Origin of the sequence: Streptomyces sp. NPDC049915 (assembly GCF_040656475.1) — a bacterium.
Taxonomy (GTDB): Bacteria; Actinomycetota; Actinomycetes; order Streptomycetales; family Streptomycetaceae; genus Streptomyces.
Map to the genome: position 1 here is coordinate 97,191 of NZ_JBFAMH010000006.1, position 14,919 is coordinate 112,109.

The 14,919-nt window shown below is 73.9% G+C and carries 15 protein-coding genes and 1 pseudogene; 10 read left to right on the forward strand and 6 right to left on the reverse strand.

Annotated features, from left to right (window positions below):
* Window positions 1–13: 13 nt before the first annotated feature.
* The 3 genes and pseudogenes from AB0J12_RS12540 to AB0J12_RS12550 form a co-directional block, all read left to right on the forward strand.
* A pseudogene (locus tag AB0J12_RS12540) lies at window positions 14–205 on the forward strand (IS982 family transposase); the annotation flags it as partial.
* A 161-nt stretch (window positions 206–366) separates the two neighbouring features.
* A complete protein-coding gene (locus AB0J12_RS12545) occupies window positions 367–2,016 on the forward strand; it encodes an SDR family oxidoreductase (protein ID WP_363264255.1) in 1,650 nt (549 codons plus the stop codon).
* Between the two features lie 5 nt (window positions 2,017–2,021).
* A complete protein-coding gene (locus AB0J12_RS12550; protein WP_363264256.1) occupies window positions 2,022–2,204 on the forward strand; it encodes a hypothetical protein in 183 nt (60 codons plus the stop codon).
* Between the two features lie 22 nt (window positions 2,205–2,226).
* Here the strand turns inward: AB0J12_RS12550 and AB0J12_RS12555 are convergent, their stop codons facing one another.
* On the reverse strand, window positions 2,227–3,288 hold the full coding sequence (locus AB0J12_RS12555; RefSeq protein ID WP_363264257.1) for a MerR family transcriptional regulator: 1,062 nt from the start codon (window positions 3,286–3,288) through the stop codon (window positions 2,227–2,229).
* A gap of 232 nt (window positions 3,289–3,520) precedes the next feature.
* On the opposite strand from AB0J12_RS12555, the gene AB0J12_RS12560 reads away from it, so the two are divergent.
* From AB0J12_RS12560 to AB0J12_RS12570, 3 genes are all read left to right on the forward strand, one after another.
* Entirely contained in the window at window positions 3,521–4,093 is a 573-nt protein-coding gene (locus AB0J12_RS12560) for a sigma-70 family RNA polymerase sigma factor (protein ID WP_363264258.1), read from the forward strand.
* Window positions 4,094–4,333: 240 nt separating this feature from the next.
* A complete protein-coding gene (locus tag AB0J12_RS12565; protein ID WP_363264259.1) occupies window positions 4,334–4,597 on the forward strand; it encodes a WhiB family transcriptional regulator in 264 nt (87 codons plus the stop codon).
* A gap of 218 nt (window positions 4,598–4,815) precedes the next feature.
* Window positions 4,816–6,579, forward strand: coding sequence for a GAF domain-containing SpoIIE family protein phosphatase (locus AB0J12_RS12570; protein ID WP_363264260.1), 1,764 nt, complete (start codon window positions 4,816–4,818; stop codon window positions 6,577–6,579).
* 113 nt (window positions 6,580–6,692) lie between these two features.
* Here the strand turns inward: AB0J12_RS12570 and AB0J12_RS12575 are convergent, their stop codons facing one another.
* Window positions 6,693–7,379, reverse strand: a complete 687-nt coding sequence (locus tag AB0J12_RS12575; RefSeq protein WP_363264261.1) for a TMEM175 family protein — start codon at window positions 7,377–7,379, stop codon at window positions 6,693–6,695.
* 177 nt (window positions 7,380–7,556) lie between these two features.
* On the opposite strand from AB0J12_RS12575, the gene AB0J12_RS12580 reads away from it, so the two are divergent.
* From AB0J12_RS12580 to AB0J12_RS12595, 4 genes are all read left to right on the forward strand, one after another.
* Entirely contained in the window at window positions 7,557–7,823 is a 267-nt protein-coding gene (locus AB0J12_RS12580) for a hypothetical protein (RefSeq protein ID WP_363264262.1), read from the forward strand.
* 16 nt (window positions 7,824–7,839) lie between these two features.
* Entirely contained in the window at window positions 7,840–8,157 is a 318-nt protein-coding gene (locus tag AB0J12_RS12585; protein ID WP_363264263.1) for a hypothetical protein, read from the forward strand.
* 180 nt (window positions 8,158–8,337) lie between these two features.
* Window positions 8,338–8,985 carry a beta-glucanase gene (locus tag AB0J12_RS12590; RefSeq protein ID WP_363264264.1) on the forward strand — a complete coding sequence of 216 codons (648 nt, stop codon included), beginning with the start codon at window positions 8,338–8,340 and terminating at the stop codon, window positions 8,983–8,985.
* Window positions 8,986–9,032: 47 nt separating this feature from the next.
* Entirely contained in the window at window positions 9,033–9,854 is an 822-nt protein-coding gene (locus AB0J12_RS12595; RefSeq protein WP_363264265.1) for a hypothetical protein, read from the forward strand.
* A 19-nt stretch (window positions 9,855–9,873) separates the two neighbouring features.
* Here AB0J12_RS12595 and AB0J12_RS12600 read toward each other — a convergent pair whose 3' ends face one another.
* Genes AB0J12_RS12600 through AB0J12_RS12615 form a run of 4 tightly spaced genes read right to left on the reverse strand, consistent with a single transcriptional unit; the run spans window position 9,874 to window position 14,703 of the window.
* Window positions 9,874–10,860 (reverse strand): DUF5914 domain-containing protein, encoded by a 987-nt coding sequence (locus AB0J12_RS12600; RefSeq protein ID WP_363264266.1) that lies wholly within the window; start codon window positions 10,858–10,860, stop codon window positions 9,874–9,876.
* On the reverse strand, window positions 10,857–11,885 hold the full coding sequence (locus tag AB0J12_RS12605; protein ID WP_363264267.1) for a phytoene/squalene synthase family protein: 1,029 nt from the start codon (window positions 11,883–11,885) through the stop codon (window positions 10,857–10,859). Before AB0J12_RS12605 ends, AB0J12_RS12600 begins: the two co-directional genes overlap by 4 nt.
* Window positions 11,882–13,414 (reverse strand): phytoene desaturase family protein, encoded by a 1,533-nt coding sequence (crtI, locus tag AB0J12_RS12610; RefSeq protein ID WP_363264268.1) that lies wholly within the window; start codon window positions 13,412–13,414, stop codon window positions 11,882–11,884. The genes AB0J12_RS12605 and crtI overlap by 4 nt, the downstream gene beginning before the upstream one ends.
* A complete protein-coding gene (locus AB0J12_RS12615; protein WP_363264269.1) occupies window positions 13,411–14,703 on the reverse strand; it encodes a polyprenyl synthetase family protein in 1,293 nt (430 codons plus the stop codon). Before AB0J12_RS12615 ends, crtI begins: the two co-directional genes overlap by 4 nt.
* Between the last annotated feature and the right edge of the window lie 216 nt (window positions 14,704–14,919).

Below are 14,919 nucleotides of genomic sequence, written 5' to 3' on the forward strand. Positions count from 1 at the left end.
ACGCAACAAGTCGGTGCGGCAGCTGATCGAGTCGGTCAACGACACCCTCAAAGGCCGGCTCGACCTGGAACAGTACGGCGGCCGGACCTTCGCAGGTGTCGCTGTCCGCGTCGCCCAGCGCATCCTCGCGATGGCTGCCGCGATCTGGCACAACCGCAAGACCGGCCAGCCCGTCATACGATCCTTGATCGCTTACGACCACTGATCACATCGGAATGACTCGTCTAGGCCCGGGAGACACCAGCCGGCTGAGACGGCGCCCGCGGTGTCACCCGAGCGCCGCGGGCGGCGGGCGCATCCACCCAAGGGTCCCGCAGCGTAGAGAGCGCAGAAGCACCTGCGACGGCGAACGGCAGAGGCGGGCTCATGCACGACGACCACCCCACCACCACGGACAACGGGGCGCAGAGCCGTGAACCGCTCCTCTGCCTGGTGACGGGCGCCAGCGGCTACATCGGCGGCCGCCTGGTCCCGGAGCTGCTGGACGCCGGTCACCGGGTGCGCTGCCTGGCCCGTACACCGCGCAAGCTGCGCGACCATCCCTGGGCGGACCGGGTGGAGATCGTGCCCGGCGACGTCACCGACGCATCGTCCGTCGCGCGGGCGATGGCGGGGGTGGACGTCGCCTACTACCTGGTGCACGCGCTCGGCAGCGGCCGCGACTTCGAACGGACCGACCGGGCCGCGGCAGGCGTCTTCGGCGAGGAGGCCCGCCGGGCCGGCGTGCGCCGCCTCGTCTATCTCGGCGGACTTACCCCGTACGGCGTCCCCGAAGCACACCTCTCCCCGCATCTGCGCTCCCGCGCCGAGGTCGGCCGCATCCTCCTCGGCTCGGGCGTGCCGATCGCCGTCCTGCGCGCCGCCGTCATCATCGGCTCGGGGTCGGCCAGCTTCGAGATGCTGCGGTACCTGACCGAGCGGCTGCCGGTGATGGTCACCCCGCGCTGGGTGCACACCCGTCTCCAGCCCATCGCCGTACGCGATGTGCTGCGCGTCCTGGTGGGCTGCGCGGCCCTGCCGGCCGACGTCAGCCGCACCTTCGACATCGGCGGCCCGGAGGTGCTCACCTACCTCGAGATGATGCAGCGCTACGCCGCCGTCGCCGGGCTGCCCCGGCGGCTCATCGTGCCCGTGCCCGTGCTCACCCCCGGCCTGTCCAGCCAGTGGGTCGGCCTGGTGACCCCGGTGCCCGCGTCCATCGCGCGCCCGCTGACCGAGTCCCTGCGCCACGAAGTGGTCTGCCGGGAGCGGGACATCGAGCAGTACGTGCCCTGCCCGCCCGGCCACCCCCTCGGCTTCGACCGGTCCGTCGCCCTGGCGCTGCAACGCGTGCGCGACGCCCAGGTCTCCACCCGCTGGTCGTCCGCCTCCGTGCCCGGCGCGCCCAGCGACCCCCTGCCGACCGACCCGGACTGGGCCGGCGGCAGCCTCTACACCGACGTACGGGAACGGGAAGCGGACGTGGCGCCCGACGCGCTGTGGCGGGTCATCGAGGGCATCGGAGGGGAGAACGGCTGGTACTCCTTTCCGCTGGCCTGGGCGGTACGCGGCTGGCTCGACCGTCTCGTCGGCGGTGTCGGCCTGCGCCGGGGGCGGCGGGACGCGCGGCGGCTGCGGGTGGGCGACTCCCTGGACTTCTGGCGGGTCGAGGAGATCGAGCGCGGCCGGCTGCTGCGGCTGCGCGCCGAGATGCGGCTGCCCGGCCTGGCCTGGCTGGAGATGCGCGTGGACGGCGACGGCGACGGGCCCGTCCGGTACCGGCAACGGGCGCTGTTCCACCCCCGCGGGCTGCTCGGCCACCTGTACTGGTGGAGCGTGTCGCCCTTCCACGCGGTCGTCTTCGGCGGCATGGCCCGCAACATCGTCCGCGCCGCCGGCCGGGTCCGGGAGGAGCACGCGCAGTCCTCCCGCACCTCCACCGCGCCCGCTCCGGGCCTCGGGTCCGGCACCGCATCCGGACCCGAGGCCCGGCCGGAAGAGAGCAACGACCGCCGCCGTCCACCGCAGGGGAGCTGACACCCATGCTGGAGACCCGGGTCCTGCACGAGCCGTGGAAGCTGCCCGCCGCCGAGCGGGCGGCCCTCGACTACCCGGAGCCGGTGGTGCAGTTGTCCGAGGGCCTGGCCCGGTTCCGGCACGCCCGCGGCGGCGACCACCAAGCCGCGCCGCGCGAGGACCGGCGGTGGGACGAGCAGCCGCCCTGACACGCGCCCCGCCCGGCCGGCCTCAATGCGGCCGGGGTCGGTGGGCGCCGCTGTCGTCGCCGTAGAGACGGCTCAGCGCCTCTACGGCGTCCCGCAGCCCGGAACAGCGCGGGAAGCCGGCGGCCGCCCGCCGGTCCCAGCCCGGTCCGACCGGCAGTACCGCGGGCCGTCTGCGGGCGCCCGCCGCGCCCCACTCCAGACCGGCGAGATGCCGGGCCAGCGGCATCGAGGCGGTGGAGCGGGTCTGCGACCACAGGACGATCGCGGCCGCGCCGGTGCGCCGCACACACGCCAGCAGGGCCTCCGCGGGCACCGCGGCGCCCAGCATCCGGGTCGGCACGCCGCGCTCGCCCAGTGCGGCGGTCAGCGCCTCGAGGGCCAGCGAGTGCTGTTCGCCAGGGGTACAGGCGAGGACCACGGCCGGGGCCCCGGCATGGGTCTCGGCGCGCGGCAGCAGCAGGGGAGCACTGCGCAGGGTGCTGGAGATGTGCCACGAGAGCAGGTGTTCGACCTCCACATACCGGTCGCCGGACGACTCCCATTTGCGGCCGACGGCACGCAGCGTGGGCACCATCACCTCCTCCCACGCCACCGCCAGGCCGTGCTGCCCGACGCTCTCCATCAGCCGCCGTTCCAGCTCCGGCGCGTCCAGCCGCACCGCGGCACGGGCCAGGCCACGGCACTCCTGACGCACGTCCCCGAGCGGCAGCCCGCTTCCGGCGCCGCCCGGGCGGACTGCCACGGGGGAGGAGGGCGTCGAGGTGGTGTCCGGCGGGGAGGGCGCGGAGACGGTGTCCGGCGGGGACGCCGGGCTCGTTGACGCCGGGCTCGCGGGCGTCGCGGCGGCCGGGGCCGCGGTGCCGTCTTCGGTGAAGCGCAGCCGGGCCACCCGCGCCGCCTCGGCCGGCGGGACGCCCGCCGCCGTCAGCCGGCACATCTCCTCCACCATCGCGATGTCCCGCGGCGCCCAGCGCCGGTGCCTGCCGTGGGCATGCACGGCCGGACCGAGTCCGTAGCGCCGGTCCCAGGAGCGCAGGGTGGTCGGGGACACGCCGAGCCGACGGGCGAGTGCCCCGGTCGTCACGCCCGCCGCTTTGGACGTCCGGTCCTTCGGCCCGCTCGCGGCGGGAACCGGTCCCTCGAGGGCGCTGGGCAGAACGGCTCCCTTCCTGCGGGGCGAGCCCCGATGCGCGGGCGGCTCGTCCCTGGCTCTATCGATGCGCTATCGATGCAAGTTGTCTCCATGGTTCCCGGACGCCCAGTCTGAAGCAAGACCCAGGGCTGTGCCACCCGCGGCTTCGAACAGGAGGCTCGACATGAACCGGCTCCCCTCCACGCCCGGCTCGACCGCGTTGCTCGATCCCGGCGACCGGGACGCCGGTGATGCCTGGACGTTGCTGCACCGGCAGTGGTCGGGACTCGTCCACGGCCTGGCCCGGCAGGCGCTCGGGGATCCACGGGAGGCGGAGGACGTGACCCAGCAGGTGTTCACCGCGGCCTGGCGCGGCCGCGACGGCTACGCCCCGGAGCGCGGGTCCTTCCCCGCGTGGCTGGTCGGCATCACCCGGCGCAAGGTGGCGGACGCCCTGGCAGCCCGCACCCGGCGAGCGGAACTGATCGTGGCGGCGGCCGGCCGCGCGCCGGCGCCGGAGGACCGCGCCGGCGGCGACCCGGAGACCGCGCTGGACCGTGTGGTCGTCGGACGCGCGCTGGAACGGCTCAGCGAGCCGCAGCGCCGCGTACTGCGGCTCGCCTTCTACCAGGACCTGACCCAGACCCAGATCGCCCGCGTCACGGGATGGCCGCTGGGGACGGTCAAGAGCCATACCCGGCGCGGCCTGGACCGTTTGCGCCGCAGCCTGCTGGAGGAGGAGGTGGTGGCCGGCTGATGCATCGATGCGATATCGATGCAACTCGGGGTCGACGGAGCTCGCCGGCCGGCGAACCGGATGTACGGGTCTCCGTCGAAGCCCGCCCAAGAACAAACAGTTCTATATCTGGACAAAGCCATCGACGATTCCCTAGCTTGAGTGCCACCTCTGCCGGGTGCACAACGCACGACACCCCGGACGGTCCGGTCAGCCGACGGCTGCCGGCTGCCGCCGGCGACCCGCCATGGGGAGGACCCCGTGAACTGGCTCGACCTTGCCGCCTGCCGCTTCGAGGACCCCGAACTCTTCTTCCCGCTCACCGAGGACGGGGCGTCCCTGCCCCAGATAGAGCGGGCCCGGCAGATCTGTCACCGCTGCCCCGTCATCCGCGAGTGCCGCACCGCCGCGGTCCGGCACGGCGAGAGCGACGGCGTGTGGGGAGGGCTGACGGCCCGCCAGCGCAAGGCGCTCTTCGCGAGGCCGGCGGACCGGCGAACTCGCGGCTCCGGCGACACCGGCTGAGTCCGGCACCCGCCTCAGCCCCCGCAGCCTTACCGGCCGGCCCGACGGTCCGCGGACGGCACCGCCGACCTCCCGGTGCCGTGCAGGTCGGTGCCCTGCTCCTTCCCGGCCGATCGACGTGGCACGCCCGCCCGGGAAGGACGTACGGTTGGCGGTCAGCGAGCCGACGAGGCGCCATGGACCCGGGGGCCGCACAGGAAGCACAGGGAGACCGTCACATGGCAGGGCCCAAGCACACGGAGCAGGCGGGTGCGTCGTCCGGACCCACGGTCCCGACCGAGCTCGCCGCACGGCTCGAAGCCATCGGAACCGGCGCCTATGTCGTGGACGCACAGGGCTGCATCGTCGCCGCCAACGCGCGCGCCGCGGCGCTCCTCGCCCGGCCCGTCGAACGCCTCATAGGCCAGGACGCGCACGACCTGCTCCATCGGGACCTGCACGGGCAGCCGATCGCCAGGACGCAGTGCGCCATGCGGCATGCCTTCCTCGAAGGGTGCCCCGCGCAGGCGGACCGCGACTACTTCGCCCGCGGGGACGGCGTCCTGCTGCCGATCGGCTGGCACATCACGCCGTACTACGTCGGCCAGGAGCTGACCGGCACCCTGGTCCTTTTCCACGCGTCGGGCCGCACGGTGACGAGCGGCCCCCCGGTCGAGGAGGCCGGCGCGTCGCTGTCGGAGCTGGAACGGCTGGCGCTGCTGGCCGAGACCACCACACAGCTGACCTCCACCCTCGACGTCGAGGAGGCGCTGGACCGGTTGGTGCGGCTGGTCGTGCCCCGGCTGGCGGACTGGGCCGTCATCGACCTGATCACCGAACGTGACGAGGTCTGGCGCAGCGCGGTGGTGCACGGCGAGGGCGACCGCCTGACCCATCTGGAGGAACTCCAGGGTCCGATGCCGCCGATCCCCGACGAGTCGCCCATGCCGCTGTCCCGGGCCCTGCGCGGCGTCGCCTCCACCGTCGCCGGTCCGCACACCTACCAGGGCGAGCCGGACTCCGGCATCGCGGTCGAACAGCGCCGCCTGTTCGAGGCCACCGGAATGCACTCCGCGGCCATCGTGCCCATCCGCAGCACCCGCGAGGTTCTGGGCGCCCTGACCCTCGGGCGGACGGACAAGCCGCTGCCCTTCGCCACGGCCGACCTGCCGCTGCTGGAGGACATCGCACGCCGCGCAGGGCTCGCCCTGGACAACGCGCGCCTGTACCAGCGCCAGCGCAAGGTCGCCGAGACCATGCAGAAGCACCTGCTGCCCCAGATGCCGCATGTGCCGCATCTGCGGATGACGGTGCGATACCTGCCCGCCCCGCACGCCTCGCAGGTCGGCGGCGACTGGTACGACGCCTTTCCGCTGTCGGACGGCGCCACCGCCCTGGCGGTCGGGGACGTCGTCGGCCACGACCTGGAGGCCGCGGCGGGCATGGCGCAGGTGCGCAACATGCTCCGCGCCTACGCCTGGTCCCAGCAGGACCCCCCGAGCCGGGTCGTGGAACGGCTGGACCGGGCGGTTCAGTACATCACCGAGGTCACCATGGCCACCCTGCTCTTCGCCCGGCTGGAACGCATGGAGGCGGGCCACTGGAAGCTGACCTGGACCAACGCCGGTCACCCGCCGCCCCTGATGCTGAGCCGTGACGGCGTGGCCGAGTACCTCACCGGCGCGCACGGCATCCTGCTGGGCAGCAGTGGCGCCGCCCCGCGGGTCGACGCCACGGTGACCCTCCCGCCCGGCAGCACCCTGGTGATGTACACCGACGGCCTGATCGAGGAGCGGGGCCTCTCCCTGGACGAGGGGCTTCAGCGCCTGAGCCGGCACGCCGCCGCCCTGGCCCACCGCCCGCTCGACTCCTTCACCGACCAGCTGCTGCGTCGCGTCCGCCCGGCCGACAACGACGACGACGTCGCCCTGCTGGCACTGCGCACCCCGCTGCACGGGGAGGACGACCCGATGTGGACGGCGCAGCGCCGCTCGGGTGAGTGATCCGGCCTCTGCCGGCTCCGCCGCACGGGCGGACGCACCGACCGCCAGTCGTAACTGCCCACCCCGCCCGCGCTCGGCCCGGTCCCGGCCCGCGGACGCCCGGAGCCGGTTCCTCAGGCCGAGGGTGACGGTGAACCGTCTCCCGCGGACCGGCGTATCGGAGCCAGCTGGTCGAAGCAGTAGTAGACGGCGAGCAGGGCGTGCGAGGCGAGCATGGCGACGGGGCTGACGTAGGCGAGAGCGACGATGGCCAGGTAGCCCAGCCCTCCGACGCCGAAGCGGCGCAGCGCGGCGCGCAGATCCGCCGGCGCGACCGGCGCACGCAGAACCCGCGCGTCGCGGGTGAAGGACAGCAGGAGCAGGGAGAAGGCGATCCCCATGACGACCATCGTCGCCGCGTAGATCGCAGCCGCGGTGTGCGCATCGCTGCCGCCGGCTGTCAGATAGGTGGCGAGCAGCCGGGTGGGGAACGGGATGACGGAGACGGCGAGCAGCAGGAACAGGTTGGCGAACAGCGTGCGGCGGTCCACCCGGCGCGCGAGGCCGCACACGGCGTGGTGGTTGATCCAGATGATGCCGATGACGAGGAAGCTGACCAGGTAGGCGAAATAGGAGGGCCACTGATGGGCGAGCGCGTGCGCCAGCGACTCCCCGTGCAGGGCGTCGGGCTCCGGCACCCGCAGATCGAGCACGAGCAGCGTGATGGCGATGGCGAACACGCCATCACTGAACGCCTCCAGCCGCGCGGTGCTGAAATCGGCCGCGCTGCGGCGCTCGGGAACGCCCGGCTCGGGGGTCATGAGGGCTCCGGTGAAGATGGGGACAGGGTGAACGTCGGTTCGACCCTTCCCACCCGGAGACCGGTGGAACCTCGGCCCGGACACCTCGTGTGCCACTTCCGGCGGACGCGCATGCGGTGAAGTCGCGCTGCGGGGGTACCGGCACAAGACGTGTACATGTCTGCCCGGGAGGGGCCGATGGAAGCGGTGAAGCAGTTGCGGCAGCTCAGGACCGTGTACGCCTGGGGCGCGGCCGCCTGGACCGGGTGTCTTCTGCTCACCTTCGTGGGGGAGCGCGGGACGACACGGCAGACGGTGCTGCTGCTGGTGCTCCTCGCCGCCTTTCTGACCCTGCTGCTGTGGTCGACCTGGTGCCTGTGGGAGACCGGGGCGATCCGCGCGGCCAAGCAGCGTCCCGACACCGCCGGCGGCATGGCGCCGCCGGGCGGGACGGGCGAGAGGTGACCGAGGGAGGATCACCATGACGACGTACGTCATCTCCGTGCCGGGGACGTTCACCGGCGGAGCCGGACACGACGTGCGGGAGGAGCTGGTGAGCGCGCTGCGCCCGGCCGACCCGCACCGCACGCACATGGGCGCACAGGAGGACATCGACATCCTCACGGTCCACGACGACGACACCTTCACCGTCCGCCTCACCGTGGAGGCGGACAGCGGCCCCGAGGCGGAGGGGAAGGCCCGCCGGCTCGCCGAGTCGGCGCTGACCGCGGTGGGCCTCGACGACGGCACCGCACTCCTGGGCCCCGCGGTGGTCACCGGCATCGACACGCAGGAGTGAGTCGCCGACCGCTGACGCGGCACACACCACGCACCCACACCCGGACAGCGCGCCAGGCCCGCGCTCATCACACGTTCGGGTGAAGGACGGCTCTTAGCCTTCGCTCGCCGCATGACCGGGGCCGCTGCGGGGATGACCTCGTCAGTGCTGCCGGTGCGGCGGACGAAGGGAGCCTGCTGCATGAGCGAGATCGTCTTCGTCGCGGACTTCGCCTCCGACCGCCAGTGGGTCGCGGGGCGGTCCTGGGCCTACCCGGACGGCGGCCCCACCAACCCGGGCGACGACAAACTCGACCACCTCACGGACGACCCCGACCACTCCCGCACCGGCACGTTCCGCGCCACGCGCCGCTCCGACGGCCTGTGGGACACGGGCCTGCTGACCACGGAGGACAGCGCCGACGGCTTCATGGTGCGCACCGGGGACCGCCTGGAGACCCGGGTCCGGCTGCCCGTCGGACTCGGCGCCTGGCCGGCGATCTGGACCTGGCGCGACGGCGGCAACGAGGTGGACGTCTTCGAATACCACCCGGACCACCCCGACCTGCTGGAGCTCACCAACCACGTGCGTCCGGGCGGCAGTTACGTCCGCGACAACGCCGTCCGCCCCGGGGGCGTCGTGGAACTCGCCGTGACGTTCGGCATGCGCGACGTGGTCTGGCGGCTGAACGGCCGCCAGGTCTTCGCCGACGGCCGCGGGGTGGGCTCCCGCTGGCACGCCTACCTGATCGTCAACATCTCGGTGTGCGCAGGCCGTTATCACCCCCCGCCCGAGCCCACGACGGACGAGCTGTCGTACCAGGTGGAGAGCCTCGTCGTGCGCCGCTGAGGGACCGTCTCGATAGGGTGGGCGGCCCGCCGACCCAGGAGTTGCCCGTGCCCGCCCGCCCCCGCGTGCTGTTCGTGACCGATCTCGCCTACCCGGCCCGCGGGCGCCGCTACTGCGACGAGGACATCTTCCTGTCGTCGCGGCTGCGCGAGGACTTCGACATCGCGTTGTGCCACCCGCTGGACGCCGCCGCACTCATGGACGCCTTCGACGCGGTGGTCGTCCGCAACAGCGGCCCCGTGCTGCACTACCAGAAGGAGTACGACGCCTTCCGCCACCAGGCCCTCGCGCGCGGCACCCGGGTGTACAACCCGCTGACCGGCCGGGGGGACATGGCCGGCAAACAGTACCTGCTTCAGCTCACGGCGGCCGGCTTCCCGGTCATCCCCACCGTCGACCGGCCCGAGGACCTCCCCGCGCTGCCGGACACCGACCACTACGTGGTCAAGCCGAAGGCGGGGGCGGACTCCCTGGGCCTCACCGTCGTGGCCCGGGACGAGCTGGACGGGATCGCCTACGGCGACGTCCTGGTCCAGCCCCGCGTCGACTTCCGCCACGAGGTGTCCTTCTACTACGTGGACGACGTCTTCCAGTACGCCCTGTACGCCCCCGACCCCGAGCGGCGCTGGGTCCTCGAGCCCTACGAGGCCGGCGCGGCGGACCTGGACTTCGCCCGCCGGTTCATCGACTGGAACACCCTCGACCACGGCATCCAGCGGGTGGACGCCTGCCGTACCCAGGACGGCGACCTGCTGCTGGTGGAGCTGGAGGACCTCAATCCCTACCTGTCCCTGGACCGTGTCGACGAGCCGGTGCGCGACGCCTTCGTCAGCAGCATGACGGCCTCCCTCCAGCGACTCCTGGACTGAGGGGGCGCACAGGGCGGGTTCAGCCGGGGAAGCGGCCCGTGGACCGCAGTTCCCAGCGGCGTTCGGCATAGGCGAGGTCGTCGCGCCACAGGCGTCCCGACGCCGCGCGCATCAGCGGGCGCAGCAGCGGGGCGGCCCGACGGGCGACGGCGAAGCCGCGGCGTTCCGAGGCGGCCACCACGGCCTCGACGACTGCCGTACACGGCCGGCCGTGCTCGTCGACGCCGACGGGCGTGGCGTGCGTCTCGACGACGGAACCCTCCCCCTCGCCACGCGTGATGCGCATGACGACCGTGCGCGGTCCGGGGGCGGTGAACACGGCCCGCACCGGCACGACCAGCCTTCCCGCGACCTTGAACGACACGTCGACGGTGAAGGCGTCGTCGCCGTCCCCGGGTGCGCCGACCACGGTGAGGTCGACGAACGAGTACGGGTGGAACCAGGCCCCGTGCCACGGGTCCAGGCGATTGGCCACCACGTCCTCGGGTTCGCAGACGCCCGTGCCGGTGTAGACGGCCGTCAGGGCGCGCTCGCGCTCCGGGCGCCGGGGCACGAGCGGCACGTCCGTCGGCGGCTCCCCGCCGGCCGCGTCGAGGCGCACCCACACCAAGACGCCGTCGTCGTGCACCGGCAACGGCGTCCAGCCCGCGTACGGGCTGCCGTCGAGGGACAGCCCGTGCCAGTGACACACCAGCGCCCCGCAGCGCACCGGGCTGTCGCGCAGCGGCGCCCCCAGATGCGGACACATCCCGGGGCCGCCCACGAGCCGGCCGTCGGCGCCGCGCCAGACGACGACCTCCTCGCCCGCGACCGTGCGCGCCAACGGGCGGTCACCGCGCACCGCGGCGGACGCGCAGACGACGTACCAGTTCCCCGAGGGACGCGCCGCGGCACGCTTCAGGGCCTGAGCGATCACCGCCGGTTTCGCGTCCCGCCAGGTGGGTCGCTGCCGGTCCCACGGCACAGGGCTGCGGCGCAGCGACAGGGGGATACGGCGGGGGCTCACGCGACCTCCTCCGGGACGGGCCGGCCCGCCCGCACGGGTGTGACGGCGGGCAGGGGCACCGGGGCCGGGGGCACCGGGCCGCGGGAGCGGCCACGGGCGCGCAGCCGTGCGAGGGCCACCCGGGTCAGCCCGTCGGCGGCCACCACGGCACGGCACCGGCGCGGGACCACCGCACGGCGGTGCAGCACGGCGTAGCCGTCCCGGGCCACGGCGTCGAGGATGCCGCCGTACAGGACGAACGCGGTGCGGATGCAGGGGCGCGAGACCGGGTCGAGCATGGCGATCCCCGGCGCGGCCTCCCGGTACACGCCACGGGTGAGTGCCGCGAACTCCTCCAGGGCGGCGGTGATCTTACGGTCGGAGCGGCCCGAGTCACGGCTCCAGCGCAGCAGTTCGCGGTCGACGCCGTGTCCGGCGAGCAGATCAGCGGGCAGGTAGACGCGGCCGCGGTCCAGGTCCTCGCCCACGTCCCGCAGGAAGTTGCTCAACTGGAAGGCCACCCCGAGCGCGGCGGCGTGCGGCGCGGCCACCTCGCGCGGCACCACCGTGCCCAGCACCGGCAGCATCTGCAGACCGATCACGGCGGCGGAGCCGTGCATGTAGCGGCGCAGGTCGGCGTAGGTGGGATAGTCCGTGACCGTGAGGTCGCAGCGCATCGCGGTCATGAAGTCGCGGAAGTGCGCGTGGTCGATGCCGTAACGGCGGGCGGTGTCGGCGAGGGCGAGGACCACCGGCTCCTCGCTGCGCCCGTCGCGCAACCCCCTGGCCAGAGCGCTGTCCAGCTGTGCCAGCGCCTCGACGCGGGCGGCGGTGTCCGTGGCCGGGTCGAGCGAGTCGACGATGTCGTCGGCCCAGCGCGCGAACCCGTACAACGCGTGGACGGCAGGCCTGCGCTCGACGGGCAGCAGCCGGGTGGCGAGGAAGTACGTCTTGCCGTGCCGCGCGTTGAGGGCGCGGCAACGACGGTACGCCGCGCGCAGCACCGGGTCGCCGATGCCCGCCGTGTCCAATTCCCGGTCGGTCATACGGTGGTCTCCTTCGACGGTACGAGGCGGTGCGCGCCGGGACGGGCCGGTGGGCCGGTGACGCGGGCGGCGGCGAGCTTCCCCGACACCAGCACGGTCGGCACGCCGACGCCCGGCGTGGTCCCGCAGCCCGCGAGGACGGCGTTCTCGGTGCCGCGCACCAGGTTGCGGGGGCGGAACGGGCCGGTCTGGGCGAAGGTGTGCGCCGCGGAGAAGGGCGTACCGGCGGCGTGCCCCTGCGCGTGCCAGGCCGCCGGAGTGACGAGGCACTCCTCCTCGATCGCGTCCCCGAGGCCGTCCAGGCCGCGCCGCTCCAGCTCGCGCAGCAGCGTCGCCCGGTAGCGGGGGGCGAGGTCGCCCCACGCGGCGGCCCCCGGACCGATGTCGGTGTTGGGGCAGGGCGCGAGGATGTAGTGCAGGTGCCGGCCCGGCGGAGCGAGCCCGGGATCGGTCGCGGTGGGACGGGTGACCAGCAGGGACGGATCGCTCATCAGCCGCCCGGTGCGGGTCAGTTCGTCGAAGGTGCTGCTCCAGGCCGCCCCGAACGACAGGGTGTGGTGGGCCAGATGTGGCCAGGTGCGGTCGGTACCGGCGTGCAGCACGACCGCGGACGGAGAGTGCCGCAGCCGCACCGGACGCCGGGGCCGGCGGCCGAGCAGCCGGTAGGCGACGGGCAGGTCCGGGGTGAGGACGACCGCGTCGCAGGGGATGCGGTCCTGCTCGGTGACGACCGCGGTGACGCGTGCACCGGACCGCTCCAGCCGGGTCACCTGCTGACCGAACCGCAGGTCGGCGCCCGCGTCGGCGGCGGCGTCCGCCATCGCCCGCGGCAGCGCGTGCATGCCGCCCCGCGGGAAGTACACCCCGGCGACGGTGTCCATGTACGCGATCACGGCGTACGCGGCCAGCGCGCGTGCCGGCGGCACACCCGCATACAGCGCCTGGAAGGAGAAGACACGCCGCAGCCGCTCGTCGTCCAGGAAACGGCCGATCCGGGCGTCCAGCCGGCCGAAGCCGCCGAGCGCCGCCAGCCGTGCCAGGTCGGCGTTGACCAGGGCGAAGGGCGAGTCGAAGTTGGCGTCGATGAAGCGGCCCATCTGCGCCCGGTACAGCCGCTCCAGCCAGGTCCGCAGCCGTCGGTACCCGGCCGCCTCACGGGGTCCGGAGAAGCGTTCCACCTCCGCGGCCATGGCGTCCGCGTCGGTGTGCACGTCCAGGGTGCTGCCGTCCGCGAAGCAGGCCCGGTACGCCGGATGCAGGGCGATCAGTTCCACGCGCCGGTGCAGGCTGTCGCCGACGGCGGCGAACGCCTCGTCGGCCAGGTCCGGCATGGTCAGCACAGTGGGCCCGGTGTCGATCCGGTAACCGCCGAGTTCGAGGCGTCCGGCCCGGCCGCCGGGCAGCGCGTCCCGTTCGACGACGGTGACCCGGCGCCCGGCGCCCAGCAGGTGCAGGGCGGCCGAGAGCCCGGCGAGGCCCGCCCCCACGACCACGACGTGATCCGTACGACCTGGCAGCTGACGTGTCATCGCCCTGACTCCCGCGCGGTGAGGTCCGGCGCAGAAGGGGAGTCCGGTTCGCCCTCGGCGGCACGGCGGAGCAGTTCCCGCAGCCGGCTCCCGGCCTCGGGATCGAGCGGCGCGCCGTCGAAGTGCCGCAGCCCCCGCACCACCAGCCGGCCGATCTTCGTCTCGACCACGGCCCGGGCGCCGGTCGCGTCCAGCACCTCCCGCACCTCGGCAAGGCCCGCGTCCGTCAGCCCGGTGTCCCCGAGCGACCGCTCCAGCACGGCCAGAGCGCGGTCGTCGCCGGCTGCCGCGGTCCGGGCCCGGGCGAGGGCCGTCAGATAGGTCGGCTTGCCCTCGCGGATGTCCGCGCCACCGCTCTTCCCGGTCCGGTGGGGATCGCCGAAGACGTCGTCCAGGTCGTCGCGCAGCTGGAACGCCATGCCGACACAGCGCCCCGCCGCGTCCAGCGCCCGCACCGTCGCGTCGTCGGCGCCCGCCAGCGCGGCACCCAGCGCCAGCGGGCGTGCCACGGAGTACAGGGCGCTCTTGAGACACGCGGTGTGCAGAGCACGTGGCAGCGCCTGCGCGGCGGTGGTCTGCCCGTGCACGTCCAGGTACTGGCCCGCCACCATCTCCGTGCGCATGTCGCTCCACAGCCGCCGCACCGGCCGTACCGACGAGGCGGGCAGGTCGGTCTCGGCGACCAGGTCGTCCGCCCACGCGAGCGCCAGATCACCGGCCAGGATGCCGGCCGCGTCCCCGAACCGCCCGGCGCGCCCGGCGGGGCAGGACCCGGCGTACCGGGTGCGCAGGTCCGCATGCAGCGCCGGCCGGCCCCGCCGCAGCAGCGCACCGTCCATGACGTCGTCGTGCACCAGGGCGCACGTCTGCAGCAGTTCCAGCGCCGCACCGACGCGCAGGGCCGCTACGGTGGTCGCCCAGCCGTCGCCGCCGCACGCGCGCAGCGACCACCACAGCATCTGCGACCTGGTGCGTTTGCCGCCGGCCCGGGTGAAGTCGGCGACCCGTGCCGCGAGGTCCGTGGCGAACTGTTCGTCCACGGCGTACGCACGGGCGACGCGCTCGGTGAGGACACCGTCGAGGACGCACCCGACCGCGGCGGACACATCGGCGTCGACCTGACGCGCGTCCCAGGTCTCCACCGGGCACGTGGCGCCTGCCGGGTCCGAGCGGATGTGATCGCTCGACCCGTCCGGGCGCGTCCGTCCGGGCGATCCCGGCATCCCCAGCAGGCGCGGGACGGGCGGCGGCGCGGCACCGTGGTGTTCCTTCGCCTGTGTGGGGCTCATCCCGCTTCCTCTCGTCGTGATCGCGATGCACTCCGTCACCACATGCTTCGGCGGGTCCGCCGGGCCCGGATGCGGCAGCGGCCGGCAACGTGCGCGCCGACCGTCGCGCGATGTCCTTTCCCGGCCCGTCGCCGGGGGGAACGGCGGATCGCCGCACACGAGTGACCCGCATCCGTTCGGGCACACGGGCGGGAACACCGGCAGGCGGGCCAGAGC